The organism is Bacillus lumedeiriae (assembly GCF_044891285.1).
Lineage (GTDB): Bacteria > Bacillota > Bacilli > Bacillales > Domibacillaceae > Pseudobacillus > Pseudobacillus lumedeiriae.
Genome location: NZ_JAUIYO010000007.1, coordinates 1 through 16,733, shown reverse-complemented (window position 1 = coordinate 16,733; position 16,733 = coordinate 1). Strand labels below are relative to the sequence as shown.

Genomic DNA, 16,733 nt, shown 5'->3' with positions numbered 1-16,733 from the left:
GCAGTTTTTTTGGAGGAGGAACGAAATGAACAGTAAACAGACAACCCGAATTTCCCATCAACCTATTTTCAAAAAAATCATGACAGCCTCCCTGCTTCTCATGTCGGCCGCCTTCTCTGCACCAACAGCGGCCGCAGCTGAAACAGGGACGATGATCATCCTTTCCTTTGACGGCATGCGGCATGACTTTGCTGAAAAGTATATATTGAACGGCAGCATGCCTCATTTAAAAAAACTGAAAAAAGAAGGCTGGCATGCCCAAAACATAACGACCGTATCCCCTTCATTGACCGCAGCCTCCCATGCCTCCATTGCGACTGGGGCCAAGCCGGAAAAAACAGGCTTCGTCAGCAACGAGTTCCATTACAGCGGCCGCAAGCTCACGAATACAAAAGATGCCTTCGAGGCAAACATCAGGGTCTCTCCGCTCTGGAAAGAGGTGAAAAGGCAAGGAAAAGTAACAGCAGCGGTCGGATTTCCCGGCTCCAATCCGAAGCAGAAAAACGAAGCCGACTACTCGATTTATTACGGTGATATCCTTGCCGAAAGCAGCTATGAAACGCTTGATTTCAATCCTGTGGCCCAGTGGAAAAATACACCAAAAAGCTTTTCCATTCCACAGGAAGCTCACATGAAAATAAAATTGAAAGGAAACAGAGATCGTCACATACATATTTTGGCTATCGATTCTTCAAATAATCATAAAAAAGATTATGACCGTTTCTATCTATCTGAAACTCCCGATGCCCATTCAACTAATACAATTACTGCCATGAATACATGGGGACGCTTTCCCTTGCACATAGAAGATGCAGATACAGCGGGGTTCATATTCAAATTAAAAGGCAGCAAAAACGACCTTTCTTCTATCAAATTTTATCGAACAGCGGTGACGACTAGCCTAATTAAAGGTCCTGAAGGGTTTAAAGAAGCAATCATCAAACGCTTTGGCTTCTTCCCCGATCAAGATGATTTGCCCGCTTATAAAAAAGGCTGGATTTCACGAAAGGAATATGAAGAAATCAATGAGAACTTCGCCAATTGGCTGGCAGATGCCTCTCTTTTTATAAAAACAGAATACAAACCTGACTTATTAATGTTTTACGAACCTCATATTGATCTGGAAGAACATACTTTTTTACTCACCGATCCACGGCAGCCCGGTTATAATGAAAAAACGGTAGAAAAATATGAAACTTATATTCAATGGGCCTACGAGCAGGCAGATGAGATAATCGGAAAAACGATGGCCGCGATGAGTGAAAATGACCGGCTATTTATCGTATCAGATCATGGAATGGAACCGATTCATTCTCGATTATCTCCTAATTATGAACTAAAAAAAGCGGGACTTTTAAAATTGAATAAAAAAGGAGAAGTCGACCTTTCACAATCAAAAGCTTACGCTGTCGCCAGCGGAACGACTGCCCACATATACATTAACTTGAAAGGCCGCGAAAAAGGCGGAATTGTTGATCCAAAAGATTATGAAAAAGTCCAAAATATAATCGTAGACACGTTCAAAGTCATTAAAGATGAGAGAAAACACACCTCAAGAAAAAAGCTATTTAGCTATCATTTTAACGAGTGGCGCGATCATGTTACGAACGATGGCTTAGATTGGCAGGAAACAAAAGATACTGCTTATAGTTTTTTTAGCATTATACGAGATAAAAAAGAAAATCCTTATGAAAAAATCATCGAAACAGACTGGAAAAAAGCAAAAATGATCGACCATCCAAATGCCGGCGACGTATGGCTGTCCGCTGCTCCCGGCTATCTTATAGGCAAAGATGCCAAACAAGCAATTGGACCGACAACAGAACTCGGCAGCCATGGAGGAGATCCAGAAAGAAGAGAACTAAGGCCTGTTTTTTATGCATACGGAAAAGATATCATGTATGGCGAAACGAAACGCCGGCTATCTACCCTTGATATCGCGCCAACTGTTTATCGATTAATGGAACTCAAATCCCCCTCATTTATTGACGGAAAGCCGATAATTGAATTAATGAAATAGTCTGCTTAAAAGGGGGTATGACCGCACTTTGGAATATTCCGACGATATTTCAAGATTTTCCGGCTGCCCCTCTAAATACTTTGCCCACAAATAAATAAAAGTTGACTGCAATAAAAAACAGAAGCCCCAAAAGTTCACACTTTTGGGGCTTCTGTTTTCTATTATAATCGGCCATCTGAGTGAAGTGTACGGCCATTGTCATCTATGTCATCGTTTCCTCTAATAATCATTCTATCCCTCTCGGTCAGATCACTGTCAGCATTTGTTATGCGGGCATCACGATCGACTAAAACGAGCATTTTCCCTTCTTTTACGTACTCGTTATAACGTTCTGCATCTTCTTCTGGAATCCCCATCCCGATCAACGCACCTGTTAAGCCTCCTACTCCAGCTCCGGCCGCTGCTCCAGTCAATCCTGCTACAATGGGTCCAGCCGCAATAATCGGTCCAATCCCCGGAATGGCAAGCGCACCTGCTCCAGCGGCTACACCTGCCAGCCCGCCAAGTATGCCGCCGGTAGCCGCTCCAGCCGCAGCCCCCTCTTCCGCTTTCGTATCTGTTGTATCTTCCACATATTCTACATCTTCGCGATCTTTACTAATAACAGAAATTTCATCTGTACGATAACCTTTGCGCTTCAAATCCTCAATGGCCTCTACCGCATCCATTTGAGTGTCATACACACCGACAATTTGTTTTTCGTTATGATCATTCATCATTAAACATCTCCTCCTTTGTTTTTGCTGTTCTCCCCTTGTTTTCCCCGTTATCTGAAACATAAACAGCTTATTACAAGGTTTCATCTTTCCAAATTGGGATAGAAAGTACATATAAAAGGAGGTGCCTCTATGGCCACAGAAGAAAAACAACCGCTAAAACGCGGAAAAATGGACAATCCGGACCAGATGAAAACAGATAAAGAAAGTTTGTACGATCAATTCCAAAGCGAACAAACAGTAGATTCTATTCCTTTAGAGGACTTAAAATTGGAACAAAAAGAAGAAAAAAATAAGCATGCTACAAAGAGCAGCTCTTCAAGCGAAGAAAAGTTCCCTGAATAACCCTGCTTGCTGTCCGATAGTTTTTTCTTTTTCTCTATCAACTTCTTGTATAATGATAACAAGAGAATCGATATGGGAAAGGCGGCTTATTGTGAGTTATTCGCGAGTTTATTTGACTTTGACAGTACTTATGTTGATTTGGGGAATCAACGTATCTATCGTTAAAATGCTGGTTGAGCATTTTATGCCTGTGACGATTACCGCCGTCCGAATTTTTACAGCGGCGGTCATTGTCTTTCTCATCCTCGGCTGGCTGAGGCAAGTTCGACTGCCCCGCAGCAAGGAGTGGCTTTATATTGTCGGCGGAACCCTTCTTAACATCGTCGGTCATCATTACTTTTTATCAGAAGGGCTAATCCGAACAACAGCAGCCAACGCCGGCTTAATCTTAGGTCTTGGCCCGCTATTGACAGCAACATTAGCCATGATCCTGCTCCGGCAGCGTCCTACTAAAATCCGCCTGCTCGGCTTTCTTCTCGGCGGTGCTGGAGTCAGCTTTACTGTCCTTGCTGGAAGCGATGGAATCGCTGCAGCCTCGGCCGGTGATTTTTATATTTTTCTATGTATTCTATCCCAGGCACTCAGTTTTATCATCATTAAAAAAGCAACAGAAACACTGGACCCCCGCCTTTTAACGGGATATATGCTCCTGATCGGCTCTATGCTCCTCTTTCTCATCAGTCTGTCGAAAGAGCCTTCAGGTTTAACAAGCCTCACACAAGGAACACCAGTTGTTTGGATCGCCTTCCTTGTTTCCGCTGTGCTGGCAACTGCCCTCGGCCAGATGGTATACAACCAAGCGATCAGACGAATTGGTGCGGCAGAAGCTTCTATTTTTCTGAACTTGAACACTTTTTTCTCTTTAATCGGCGCATCTATTTTGCTCGGAGAAACGATTTTGCCCTCTCACTTAATGGGCTTGTTATTCATCGTCCCAGGCGTCCTTCTCGGTTCTGGTTCAATGGAAGATTTAGTTCTTCGCCGCCGAAGAAAGCTTCAGCATAGATGAGTGCGGAACACTTTTGAAAACACCTTCAGAGGTGTTTTTTTATTTGTCCTCAAATATCAATGTGAATGCCGCCATTTAAGGAAACGTTTCGTCAAATAAGTATAAAGAGTGAAATCCCTAAAGGTTGGGGAACATTAAGATTGTAACCTTTTCATTACTACCTAGAGGAGACGCGACAGATGGGACTAATGAATAACACACCAAAGAAGAACTGGCTTCACTTTTATAAAAAAAGCTTTCCGTCTACAGCTCTGATTGCGACTGTTTTGCTTACTTTCATCCCTCTTTCTGCATCTGCTGCAGATAAAGAAACGATGACGATTCTTTCTTTTGACGGCATGAGCCAGCAGCTGACTGAAAAATATATACAAAATGGCCGCATGCCTCATTTAAAAAAAATTAAACAAAACGGCACATACGCAACGAATTTCACTACTGTTTTCCCCTCATTAACAGCTGTTTCTCATGCTTCCATGTCCACTGGAGCTTATCCTGAAAAGACCGGATTCGTCAGCAACAGTTTCCATCACCACCATACAAAAATCAGTGATACGGAAAATGCTTTTCAAGCTAAAGTGGCCGTCTCTCCTCTTTGGAAGGAAGCACGAAAGCAAGGCAAAGTAACGGCGACAGTTGGGTTTCCCGGCTCAAACCCGCCAAACGGGGTGAAAGCGAATTACGCCGTTTATTATGGAGGAGTACTTGCTGAAAGCAGTCTGCACACACTTCATTTTAAAACCGTACAAGGCTGGACAGATGTTCCAACTAGTTTTTCCCTTCCAAAAGAGGGGCATATTCAATTAAAAATGCTGGATGGAAAAGATCGTTATGTTCATATTTTGGCGGTTGATTCGACAGATAACGGCCAGAAGGATTACGACCACTTTTACTTATCCGAAGACCGCCTCATTGATCAAGATGATGCTTTCGCGAAACTAAATGAATGGGGAGAACTTCCTTTACGGATAAAAGGGGACAATCTAGCGGGATTCTCATTTAAGTTAAAAGGCCGATCAAAGGACTTATCATCAGTAAAGCTTTACCAGACGGCAGTGACAACCGGTTTGATTACAGGCCCTAAAGGATTTAAAGAAGAATTAAACAAGCGGATGGGATTTTTTCCTGTAAAGAATGACATTGCCTCTTTCAAAAAAGGATGGATTGCTCGGAAAGAATATGAAGAAATTAGTGAACGTTTTGTTGATTGGATAGCAGATGCCTCTCTTTTTATAAAGAGTGAATATAGACCCGATTTATTGTTGCTTTACGAACCACATATCGATTCTGAGACGCATGAATTTCTGCTGACAGATCCACGTCAGCCTGGCTATAGCCAAAGAGCAGTTCATCAAAGTGAAAAATACATTGAATGGGCATATAAAAAAGCCGATCAAGTGATTGGTAAAGTAACAGCTTCTCTAACAAGCAGCGACCGATTATTCATCGTTTCCGACCATGGAGTAGAACCTATCCATTCAAGAGCTGCGCCTAATTATGAGTTGAAAAAAGCGGGTCTTTTAAAGCTGGACAAAGAAGGAAACGTTGATCCCTCTCAAACAAAAGCCTATGCCGTTGCCAGCGGAACAATCGCTCATGTATATATTAACGTCAAAAACCGGCAAAAAGGCGGAATCGTCGATCCTGCTGATTATACAAAAGTACAAAATAAAATTATAAACACGTTCAAACAAGTGACAGATGAAAGAGAACTAGCGCCAAAACCTCAATTATTGAAGCATTATTATAGGCAGTGGCTATCCGCCACAAAGGTAACTGGTTTCAGCTGGAAAAGGACGTTTTATACTGCTAATCAGCTGATTCTTATTCTTCAAAACAAAAAACAAAAACCTTATGGAACTATCGTGAAATTGGATGGGCGTCAAATAAAAAATAAAGCCCTCCCAATGGCTGGAGATGTTACTTTAACTGCAGCTCCCGGTTATCTCCTTGGCAAGGATGAAAAAATAGGCATTGGGCCTACAAAGGAATTTGGCAGCCATGGCGGTGACCCTGAAAGAGAAGAATTGCGCCCCGTCTTCTTTGCTTACGGCAAAAATATTGAAAGAACCACTATTAAACGCCGGTTGTCCATTGTAGATATCGCTCCGACTATTTATAAACTGCTAGAACTGGATCCTCCTGCTTTTATTGATGGAAAGCAAATAAAGGAAATAAGCAACTAAAGCTTCAGCCTGTTGACAAACGCTCTCCGTCATCCTGAAGGTGTCTAAAATAAAATGAAACTTCCCCCCACGGATGGTTCGTTGAATGGATCGGGCATTTACTGGCAGCTGCCTCCGCCTATACTTCTTCTAAACAAGCTGAAGCCTTGAGACGGGGGTCTTACTGCCAGTTCAGGCGGGATAAAAGTTGTCTACACTATTCATCCTCCCCTGCTAAAAAGCGAGGGGAGCCGACTCATGTCAGCTCCCCTTCATCTGGATACGAATGAATTGCCCGTCACCCAAAAACGCCACGGATACTCTCTCGCTTCTCCCGAATTATCGATCCCGATACGCGGGCCTGTTGAAATATCTTCAGGAGAAAAACCTTTTGTCATATAAAGAGGTGGTTCATCAAAACGTTTTCCGTAATCCTCCATTGTAATTCCTAATGCCTTTGTTAACTTTCCAGGCCCGCTCGTCAAGTTTTTCAACGTGGTACCTCCTCGCCTTTCAATCATTAAGTCAATTCCTTCATACGGCTCTACCGCTCGAATCAACACCACTTCAGGAACATCTTTTTGTCCCGCAACGACATTCACAAGACAATGAGTATGCATGACATACGTGTATACATGCCCTGCTTCATGAAACATGATTTCTGTTCTTTTCGTACGGCGGTTATTAAAACTGTGAGCGGCCCGGTCCAACGCTCCTCTATAAGCTTCCGTTTCTACAATAAAACCGGCTGTTCTCCCTTCTTCTGTTTCTTTTACTAACAAACAGCCAAGCAGCGACTTTGCCAGCTGCAGTGTCGGCTGCTGAAAAAAAGAACGATCCAGCGGAATAAACTCTATGTTTTGCTCCATAATACCCCTCTCTTCGTATCTATACTTATACTTCATTGTTTCCCACACTTTACATAAAAAAACATCATCACTTTTCCACCTAGGCTCTGCTTTTCACCTGCAAAATAATCTCAACCGGCCGAAAAATAAATAATTGTCATTTTTTCACCGATATTTTTTGTTCAATCGTTTACAATAAAGGGTATAGTCTATATACATAACTAAAACGAGAAGGGAGATACCTATGGGACTTATCGGATGGATCATTTTAGGAATTAGCTTGGCCATCGTCGGTGGGGCAGTGATTTACCTAGGCATATCTGGATTAATCACGTATAAATCAATGAAGCCCAAAATTGACCGGCTGCAAGCAACAGCAGAGCGGTTACAAGCCACACAGCAGACGATTCAATCAGAAGCAGATAAATTAAAAACCACACAAGAAAACATCAAACGAGACATAGATCAGAAAAAAGAGGCGATTATGTTCACCGTAAATGAAGCGAAACAAACGCCCCAGTCGATTAAACAACTCGGAACAGCACTGAGCAGTATGTATGAACAAACGAAACTAAAACTGCCTGCCCCTAAACAACAAAAACAAACAAAGACCATTTAGTTCCTCAAATAAAAAATGGCCTGCATATCGCAGGCCATTTTTTTCATTTATCTGTAACTCACAACGTTTTCAAGGAAAGAACTTCCTGTATCAAATGAACCGCCGCGGTTATATTCCACATCGTCGTTTATGATAAACCTAAACGACCTAAGCCCTGCCTTCTCTTAAGTCCTTGCGGCTCCGAAGCCGCTCCAGTGCGAATAAGCCTTACTTCAAAAACATAGCAGAATGCCAATAATTTATATACGAAACGCTCTAAGTTACTTTATATCATGAATACTAAATTATACCCCTATTTAAGCGGATGATCAATAGATCGAAAGAACCAAACGTTCTATTATATTCACTTAGTTTATTGCGAATTATCTTCCCGCTGTTCAGAAGGCTCCTCGGATGGATCTGGTTCATCTTCATCAACGCCGTCACAAGCAAATAAAAGACTCATTGACAAAACAGACGCTATAAAGGCAAGCGTGTACTTTTTCTTCTTCATCCCTCTTCTCCTTTCCATACCATTTCCCTTACCTTTCCCTTTTTCAGCAAAAGTAATGACAAAAAGTACATGTTATGAATAGGAATTTTCTTCAGGCTGTCGAATCGAGAGATATACCTTAATCATGCCATACGTAATTTCTTCTGGAAGACGTTCTTTAATCGGCTTCAATCTTTCGCGCCCTGCTTCTTGAATCGCCGTGTCCAAAGCCTCCCAATATTGTTCTGGCACAATCAACGATATATCTATTTTCATCCCTTCAGAGGCGCACTGTACTAAATGGTTTTCAATCGTATTTATAGTCAGTTCCCGCTTTTCAGCAATCTCACTGACTGTCAGCTTTTGTTCATGAAGCTCATACGTATCAAGATGGGATTGGGCAACGGCTTTTTTCTTATGCTTCGTTTCAACAATGTCAGCACTTACTCCCTTTTCCCGCTCCGGATGCTCTTTACAAAAAGCAGCAATCGCCGCCAGAATTGTTTCTCCATACTTCTCAAGCTTACTGCTTCCTACACCGCTCACAGTAAGAAATTCCTCTTCTGTCTGTGGAAGCTTCACACACATATCTTTTAACGTCCGGTCTGAAAAAATAACAAACGGCGGAACGCCAGCCTCTTCAGCCAAACTTTTTCTCAAACCCCGCAATTCTTCAAATAATGGGTCATCGGCAGCAATCTGCTTCGTCTGTACCGCTTCTTTTCTTTCGACCGACCGCTGCCCTAGGAGCACTTCTTTGCCGTGGGCCGTAACAAAAATCGTCGGATAAGAGCCATGTTCTACACCGAGCAGTTCCTGTGAGATTAAAAACTCAATAAAATTTGTGACATCTTTTGCACTTTGTTCTTTCATAATTCCGTAAGTCGAGAGTGCTTGAAAACCAAATTCAGTAATTTTCTTATTTTTAGAACCCGTCAGCACTTGGGCAGTGATCGATTTTCCATAACGCTGTCCCATTCGGATCACGCACGACAACACCATTTGCGCCTCTTTTGTTACGTCTACAGCTGCCCGAGAATCTGTACAGTTCCCGCAGCGGCCGCACGGTTCAGAAGAGGCTTCACCAAAATATTTCACGATATAGCTTTGCAGGCATGTTTCCGTATGGCAATAATCGATCATTAACTGCAGCTTTTCCAGCTCCCGGGGAATCCGCTCTCTTTCAAGGGACTGATCAATTAAAAAGCGCTGTGTCTGCACGTCTTGAGACGAATACAGCAAAATACACTCGCTATCCAGTCCATCCCGGCCCGCGCGCCCAGCTTCCTGATAATAGCTTTCCATATTTTTCGGAAGCTGATAGTGGATAACGTACCGAATGTTAGATTTATCAATTCCCATGCCAAATGCGTTCGTCGCTATCATGACAGCCGCTTCATCAGTTAAGAATCGGTCCTGTTCATCCATTCGTTCCTCATCACTCATCCCTGCATGATAGCGGGCAGCCGAAATATGGCTTTTTCGCAATTTTTCGTACAGCTGATCAACCGCTTTTCTCGTAGCCGCATAAATAATTCCTGCTTCTTTTTCATTTTTTTGAAGATAATCTTTGATAAAAGCAAAGCGGTCCTGCCCTTGAATAACGGAAAATGATAAATTCTCTCTTGCAAATCCAGTAATTACCGTATTAGATTCGTCAATGGAGAGCAGCCGGCAAATATCTTCGCGGACTTTCGGAGTAGCTGTAGCCGTTAAAGCGAGGACAATTGGCTTTTGCGGCAACATATCAGCCAATCGTTGAATTTGGCGGTAACTTGGCCGAAAGTCGTGGCCCCACTGCGAAATACAGTGTGCTTCATCTACTGCTACGAGCGGGATCGGCATTTCTTTGAGGTCCTCGATAAATACATAAGATTCGAGACGCTCAGGTGCGATATACAAAAGCTTATATTCTCCCTGCTTTGCCGCTGTCATCGTGTCACGCACTTCCTGCGCACTGAGGGAGCTGTTAATATAAGCGGCCGGAATACCCGCCTGGAGCAATGTATCTACTTGATCTTTCATTAAAGAAATCAGTGGAGAAATAACGACTGTTACCCCAGGGAGCACAAGCGCCGGAATTTGATAACAAATAGATTTCCCGCCGCCCGTAGGCATGACGCAAATCGTATTTTTCCCTTCAAACACCTGACTGATGGCCTGATCTTGTCCTCTGCGAAAAGCAGTATAGCCAAAGTACGACTGTAATAATTGTCGGGCTTGTTGGAGCATCCTTACACTTCCTTAGTTGTTTTTTCTAAATTATAACATGATCTAGCTCTTCCTCTTTGCTTTTCATGATGGATTTATACGGTTGATTTCACTATAATGAGAAATAACTATAGGAAAAAACAGAAAGGCTGGTAGCAATTTGGAACACAATTCATCAAACTTTATTAGAACGATTATAAAAGAGGATCTAGAATCCGGAAAGCATGATCATATTATTACCCGTTTCCCGCCTGAACCAAATGGTTACCTCCACATTGGACATGCGAAATCGATCGTGATTAACTTTGGTCTATCAGATGATTTTAACGGAAAAACAAATTTGCGTTTTGATGATACGAACCCTTTGAAAGAAGATCAGGAATATGTGGATGCTATTAAAGAAGATGTGAAATGGCTCGGATATGAATGGGAAGAGCTTCATTTTGCATCCAATTACTTTGAAGAAATGTACAATCGGGCGGTATTGTTAATCAAAAAAGGCAAAGCTTACGTAGATGATTTAACGGCAGATGAAATTCGGGAATACCGCGGTACATTGACTGCACCTGGAAAAGAGAGCCCCTATCGCGATCGGACAGTCGAAGAAAACTTAGATTTATTTGACCGGATGCGCAAAGGCGAGTTTGAAAATGGCCAAAAAGTTCTGCGTGCGAAAATAGATATGGCCTCGCCGAACATTAACTTGCGCGATCCTGTATTGTATCGCGTTTCCCACGCATCGCACCATAATACTGGTGATCAATGGTGTATTTATCCGATGTATGCGTTCGCTCATCCGCTTGAAGATGCCATTGAAGGAGTGACTCACTCTCTTTGTACAACTGAATTTGAAGACCAGCGCCCTCTCTACAACTGGGTTGTAGAAGAGTCAGAAATGGAGCACAAGCCGCAGCAAATTGAGTTCGGCCGTTTAAACATCTCGAACACTGTCATGAGCAAGCGGAAATTAAAACAGCTCGTTGATGAAGGATTCGTTGACGGCTGGGACGACCCCCGCCTGCCGACGATCTCAGGATTACGAAGAAAAGGCTACACACCTGGCGCCATTCGCGAATTTGTGAAAGAAACAGGTGTATCAAAAGGCTCGGGCGTTGTAGATGAAGCCATGCTTGAACACTTTGTCAGAGAAGACTTAAAATTAACAGCTCCCCGCACGATGGGCATATTAAAGCCGTTAAAAATTGTCATTACAAATTATCCTGAAGGCGAAGTCGAATGGCTTGATGCAGAAATTAATCCAGAAAATCCAGAAATGGGCATGCGAAAAATTCCGTTTTCCAGAGAAATTTACGTCGAACAAGAAGACTTTATGGAAAATCCGCCTAAGAAATATTTCCGTCTGTTCCCAGGCAACGAAGTCCGCTTAAAACACGCTTACTTCATCAAATGTGAAGAAGTCATTAAGGATGAGAATGGAGAAGTCGTTGAGCTTCGCTGCACATATGATCCAGAAACGAAAAGCGGTTCCGGTTTTACCGGCCGCAAAGTAAAAGGAACGATCCACTGGGTTGATGCCAATCACGCCCTGCCAGCAGAATTCAGATTATATGAACCATTAATTTTAAATACAGAACAAGAAATAGAGAATGAGACTTCTGAAGAATCAGAAGAGAAAACATTCCTTGACTATGTCAATAAAAACTCACTTGAAATCGTACAAGGCTTCATTGAACCTAATATGAAAGATGTTAAGCCGCACGATAAATTCCAGTTTTTCAGACATGGCTATTTCAATATCGATCCAAAACATACAACAAGCGAAAAACCGGTGTTTAACCGTATCGTTTCATTAAAAAGTTCATTTAAATTAAAGTAATGTCAAAAAACCGGACAACTATTTTATGTCCGGTTTTCTTGATTCTATCGGGCCTCTCTTTCTTCTACAAACATACCTGTCAACTCGTTGCTTTCCATTCAGTTTCCTCCTTCGCTTGTTTAGCAAGTTTTTTTCTATAAACAACTTTTGCTAAACTTACACTGACTTCATACAGCAAGATAAGTGGAATGAGAACTAAAATATCCGATATAAAATCAGGCGGGGTAACAAATACAGACACAACGATCAAGACAAAATATGAATATTTTCTAAAAGCCCCAAGCTTATAAGGATCAATTAAACCGAGACTCGTCAAAAACATCATCACGACTGGCAGTTCAAACAATACGCCAAATGGCAGTGTCATGTGCAGCAAAAATTTAAAATATTTTTCCGTCGTGAAAAAGGTCTGAAACATCTCATCCGTCAGTGACATGAGAAAAGATAAAACGATAGGAAATAATATGAAATAGCCAAATGAAATTCCCGCTAAAAATAAAAGAAATGAGGCCGGAATATAAGCAAGAGCAGCTTTTCTTTCCGCTTCGGATAAAGCTGGTTTAATGAAGAGCCATAATTGATGAGCCGCAACAGGAATCACGGCGGCTCCAGCAACAACGGCCGCAATCATTAAATAAACTACAATAATATCTCCTGGTCCGAGCAATGCCAGCTTAAATGGCAGCCCCTTCACCAAATATTGGTAAATATCTTGAACGAACGTAAACGATGCGATTAAAAATAAAAGAAAAACAGCCAGAGTAATGATCAGCCGTTTCCGTAGTTCTTCAAAATGTTCAATGGCCTTCATGCTGCGGTCATTCATCTTATCCCTCCTTCATCACAATAAAGAAGAGGTTATCCCTAAATACTTTCGGGATTCCCTCTCCTCTGTTATTCTCCAGAATTAAGCGGGATTTTTCTTCTCTTTTTTGTCATCCTCTTCTTCTGAGACAAGATCCCGCGTTGATTTTTTAAATTCCTTTAATGTGGAGCCGAAAGCCCGTCCAATTTCCGGCAGCTTTGATGGTCCGAAAATAATGAGGGCGATGACGAGTATCAAAATCAAGCCCGGTACTCCTATATTTTGCAGCATGACCACTCCTCCTAATATCTAAATCCTGTAATAGCTACAACAGCTGGACGGGGCTGGTTATCCCCTTTGCGGTGCGGCCACATGCTTGTCGGCTTGTTCATATCCACTGTCTCTTCCCCTGGATGCTGTACCGCTAAAAACAACGCCGTTTCGTCATCCGTAAAACACGGACCTGTTAACTCTGCTTCTACAGGAGCAGATGCAAATTGAAAGGCATGTCCCGCACTCTTCCCCGTTGTAGGGATAACAAATACACCATTGTTTTTAAATGAAGAAAATACACCCTTATTTACAGAACTTGACGAAATATCTGTTACTGTCCACAAATTCCCTCCACTGTCAAATGTTAAATTATCAGGCGCACTGAATCCGCTTTGGCGTCCGCCGCAGGCAAAGATTTCAAAATCGAACGTTAAAGACCCCAAATCATCATTCTCTTCTAAGAAACGGGTAATATGTCCATGAATATTCCCATGCTTTGAATTGTTTGTATGAGCAATAAAAATAGATTTATCAAATGGACTAATCTCCACATCTTCCGGGCGGTCTGTCGGAGTAGCTCCGAGTAAAATAGCGGCTTCATGAGCGTAGACAAGCACGTCTGCCTGTGTTTGAAATTTATTAAGCAGCGCTTCATTCCCCGCCGCTTTTTTACGGACAGCGTCAATCGTAAGTGCAACCCATTCACCTTTCGACAAGTTGGCCGCATACAATGTTCCTTCTTCAAGTAAGGAAGAATTGTTTTGCTTACGTGATTTTATGTATTTATGTTTGCTAATGAATTTATAGACGCATGCATCCGTTTTATCATCTCCCATGTACACGGCCACGCGTCCGTCATTAGTAAGACCCATCGCCGCATTTTCATGGTGAAAACGGCCAAGTGCTGTATGCTTTCTCGGTGCAAAGCTTCTATTAAACGGATCGACTTCAACAATCCAGCCATAATGGGTTTCATTCAATGAAGCATCCCTTGACGTTGACTCATAATTTTCTTCAGCAGATAACACCGTATTCCACAGCGTCTTTCCCCCTGAACAATTAGCAAATGTTCCTTGTACGACGTCAGTATTTCCTACCGCTTTAGAGCCTCTTGCCGATCCTGTTAACCTAAACGGGGTCATCCCTGTAATGCGGCGGGCAAATTGAGAGGCTGTATCCATTTTCCATCTGCCTTCCTCATCCCGATACACTTCAATAATAGATCCGCCCTGATTATATAGAAGCTTTTCTATTTGTGCTTTCGTGTATTTTCCGTCTTTATCTTTCGGGCCCGTCACCCATAAATCACTTGTATATTCATGATTTACCCATAACAAACCTCGTTCATTGGAACCCTTAATCGGAAAGAACATCGTGAAATCGTTATTATAGCCAAATGTCTCCCCCTCCTTATTAATCACATCTCCGTAAGCAGCGACCACATCGTATTTAAATCCCCTCGGCAAAACGAGCTCATCTTTGTCTGTTGGTGCAACCGGTGTAAAATTTAGCCCGGATACTTTTTTCCCTTTTCCGAATAAATGTGAAGCAGCTTTTGCCCCTTTTGCTTCTACTCTCGGTGTAAATGCCCCCAAACCTGCAGATGCGAATGTTAAAGCTGTCACTCCTGTACCAACATACGTTAAAAACTTTCTGCGGTTTAATTCTTCCCCCATGATTGTTCCGCCTCTCTATTTTTATCTAATTGCATCGCTCCTTCATATCATAAAAAAAGAGTGTTAAGAATAATCCTTTTGTTTATTATCTTTTTGTAAATAATTGTAAAGTTTGTTTTTTCTGTTTTCACTCTTTTCAAACAATTCATCCCATGTCTATATCCTTATTTTAGTCATTGTCACTTAGCGACAAAAGGGAATACTAATTCTTGTATTTCGCGAACATTGTCAAGTCTTGTCACAAAATTGTAAAATCAAAAGGAATTGAGGTACTCTTCGAATAGTGTTCGAAGAAACGAAAGCGATTGCAAGAGATTTTTCATCCTAAAAATGAAAATCGCTTACCAAGTATGAATAACTTAAAAGGAATCGCAGATAATGCGGATATAAACAAAAATAAAGGAGTATGACTATGCCCATCTTAAAAGATTTTTTTATCGGCCTATCCCAAAACCAATTGCTTAATAGCGCAGCTAAAAAATACGGGTTAAAATTAGGGGCGCAAAATGTTGTAGCAGGAACAAACATTGAAGAAACGATTAAAAGTATTAAAGAACTAAATGCTCATGGGATCTCTTGTACTGTCGATAACTTAGGGGAGTTCGTCTATAAAGAAGAAGAGGCAACAGAAGCAAAAGAGCAGATTCTGGCAGTCATTGAAGCGATCCATGAAAATAAAGCTGATGCCCACATTTCTTTAAAACCGACTCAACTGGGTCTGGATATTGATTACAACTTTTGTTTGAACAACTTAAAAGAAATTGTAGACAAAGCAAATCAATACAATATGTTCATCAATATCGACATGGAAGATTACGGACACCTACAGCCTTCCTTTGATATTCTTGATGAGCTATCCAAAGAATATAACAACGTAGGAACAGTCATCCAGGCCTATTTCTACCGAGCAGAAAAAGATATCGAAAAATATAAAGATTATCGCCTGCGTATCGTGAAAGGTGCTTACAAAGAGCCGGAAGAATATGCTTACCAAGACAAAAAAGATATCGATGCTAATTACATTAAGCTCATTGAATGGCACCTATTAAACGGGAAATTCACGTCCATCGCAACACATGACCATCATGTCATTAATCACGTGAAACAATTTGTTAAAAAGCATAACATTCCGAATGATAAATTCGAGTTCCAAATGCTTTATGGTTTCAGAAAAGAGTTACAGCTGCAATTAGCAAGCGAAGGCTACAACTTCTGTACGTATGTGCCTTTCGGCAAAGACTGGTATGGCTATTTCATGCGCCGTCTCGCAGAACGGCCGCAAAACTTAAACCTTGTTGCTAAGCAAATGTTTACGAAGAAGACTAATACAATGATTGGTGTAGCAGCAGGAGCATTTTTATTAGGCAGAATGTGCGGGAAGAATAGACATAAATAATTGACTTGTCATCCTCCCCTTCTCTTCTTCGCCATTGAAAATGAACTTAAAGGGAGATAGCCTCGCCATCAGCATCTTGTATATAGTCCTCTGAATATACAAAGTATAGCTGATACGAGGCCTCATCCTTTAGTATCGAGAGCAGAAAGCGATCGTTTGTCTACATCCTAAAAAGGGTATATCCCTTTACTATTAACTCAAAAGGAGATATAAAACATGATTCCATACAAACACGAACCATTCACTGACTTTTCAAAACCTGAAAATAAACAAGCATTTGAAGAAGCGCTGCAGCTCGTTGAAGGATATCTTGGCCAGGATTACCCATTGGTGATCGGCGGCGA

At 41.8% G+C, this 16,733-nt stretch carries 15 protein-coding genes; 8 read left to right on the top strand and 7 right to left on the bottom strand.

Annotation, left to right across the window (positions count from 1 at the left end; all coding sequences use genetic code 11):
* Positions 1–25 precede the first annotated feature (25 nt).
* A complete protein-coding gene (locus tag QYG89_RS10520) occupies positions 26–2,020 on the top strand; it encodes an alkaline phosphatase family protein (RefSeq protein WP_404317002.1) in 1,995 nt (664 codons plus the stop codon).
* Positions 2,021–2,181: 161 nt separating this feature from the next.
* Here the strand turns inward: QYG89_RS10520 and QYG89_RS10515 are convergent, their stop codons facing one another.
* Positions 2,182–2,739, bottom strand: coding sequence for a general stress protein (locus QYG89_RS10515; protein ID WP_404317000.1), 558 nt, complete (start codon positions 2,737–2,739; stop codon positions 2,182–2,184).
* 129 nt (positions 2,740–2,868) lie between these two features.
* Here QYG89_RS10515 and QYG89_RS10510 point away from each other — a divergent pair, with 129 nt between their 5' ends.
* The 3 genes from QYG89_RS10510 to QYG89_RS10500 all read left to right on the top strand — a co-directional run bounded on the left by QYG89_RS10510 (position 2,869) and on the right by QYG89_RS10500 (position 6,273).
* A complete protein-coding gene (locus tag QYG89_RS10510; protein WP_404316999.1) occupies positions 2,869–3,081 on the top strand; it encodes a hypothetical protein in 213 nt (70 codons plus the stop codon).
* A gap of 91 nt (positions 3,082–3,172) precedes the next feature.
* A complete protein-coding gene (locus QYG89_RS10505) occupies positions 3,173–4,090 on the top strand; it encodes a DMT family transporter (protein ID WP_404316997.1) in 918 nt (305 codons plus the stop codon).
* 179 nt (positions 4,091–4,269) lie between these two features.
* A complete protein-coding gene (locus QYG89_RS10500) occupies positions 4,270–6,273 on the top strand; it encodes an alkaline phosphatase family protein (RefSeq protein WP_404316995.1) in 2,004 nt (667 codons plus the stop codon).
* A gap of 251 nt (positions 6,274–6,524) precedes the next feature.
* On the opposite strand, the gene QYG89_RS10495 is transcribed toward QYG89_RS10500, so the two are convergent.
* The gene (locus QYG89_RS10495; protein ID WP_404316993.1) at positions 6,525–7,121 is read right to left on the bottom strand and encodes a DNA-3-methyladenine glycosylase; all 597 of its coding nucleotides are present in this window, start codon (positions 7,119–7,121) and stop codon (positions 6,525–6,527) included.
* Between the two features lie 223 nt (positions 7,122–7,344).
* Here QYG89_RS10495 and QYG89_RS10490 point away from each other — a divergent pair, with 223 nt between their 5' ends.
* Positions 7,345–7,719: a DUF948 domain-containing protein gene (locus QYG89_RS10490; protein WP_404316991.1), complete on the top strand. Its 375-nt coding sequence runs from the start codon at positions 7,345–7,347 to the stop codon at positions 7,717–7,719.
* A gap of 352 nt (positions 7,720–8,071) precedes the next feature.
* Here the strand turns inward: QYG89_RS10490 and QYG89_RS10485 are convergent, their stop codons facing one another.
* Positions 8,072–8,212 (bottom strand): hypothetical protein, encoded by a 141-nt coding sequence (locus QYG89_RS10485; RefSeq protein WP_404316989.1) that lies wholly within the window; start codon positions 8,210–8,212, stop codon positions 8,072–8,074.
* 72 nt (positions 8,213–8,284) lie between these two features.
* Positions 8,285–10,423 carry a DNA helicase RecQ gene (recQ, locus tag QYG89_RS10480; protein WP_404316987.1) on the bottom strand — a complete coding sequence of 713 codons (2,139 nt, stop codon included), beginning with the start codon at positions 10,421–10,423 and terminating at the stop codon, positions 8,285–8,287.
* A 139-nt stretch (positions 10,424–10,562) separates the two neighbouring features.
* On the opposite strand from recQ, the gene QYG89_RS10475 reads away from it, so the two are divergent.
* The gene (locus QYG89_RS10475; RefSeq protein ID WP_404316986.1) at positions 10,563–12,239 is read left to right on the top strand and encodes a glutamine--tRNA ligase/YqeY domain fusion protein; all 1,677 of its coding nucleotides are present in this window, start codon (positions 10,563–10,565) and stop codon (positions 12,237–12,239) included.
* A gap of 79 nt (positions 12,240–12,318) precedes the next feature.
* On the opposite strand, the gene tatC is transcribed toward QYG89_RS10475, so the two are convergent.
* The 3 genes from tatC to QYG89_RS10460 form a co-directional block, all read right to left on the bottom strand.
* On the bottom strand, positions 12,319–13,065 hold the full coding sequence (gene tatC / locus QYG89_RS10470; protein WP_404316985.1) for a twin-arginine translocase subunit TatC: 747 nt from the start codon (positions 13,063–13,065) through the stop codon (positions 12,319–12,321).
* An 81-nt stretch (positions 13,066–13,146) separates the two neighbouring features.
* Positions 13,147–13,335: a twin-arginine translocase TatA/TatE family subunit gene (gene tatA / locus QYG89_RS10465; RefSeq protein ID WP_404316983.1), complete on the bottom strand. Its 189-nt coding sequence runs from the start codon at positions 13,333–13,335 to the stop codon at positions 13,147–13,149.
* 11 nt (positions 13,336–13,346) lie between these two features.
* Complete coding sequence (locus QYG89_RS10460; RefSeq protein ID WP_404316981.1) at positions 13,347–14,993, bottom strand: PhoX family protein; 1,647 nt, start codon at positions 14,991–14,993, stop codon at positions 13,347–13,349.
* 412 nt (positions 14,994–15,405) lie between these two features.
* Between QYG89_RS10460 and QYG89_RS10455 the strand changes: the two genes are divergently transcribed.
* Both QYG89_RS10455 and QYG89_RS10450 read left to right on the top strand, forming a co-directional pair.
* Positions 15,406–16,389: a proline dehydrogenase family protein gene (locus QYG89_RS10455; protein WP_404316979.1), complete on the top strand. Its 984-nt coding sequence runs from the start codon at positions 15,406–15,408 to the stop codon at positions 16,387–16,389.
* Between the two features lie 216 nt (positions 16,390–16,605).
* Positions 16,606–16,733 (top strand): hypothetical protein (locus QYG89_RS10450; protein WP_404317205.1); only part of this gene is annotated, 128 nt, incomplete at its 3' end.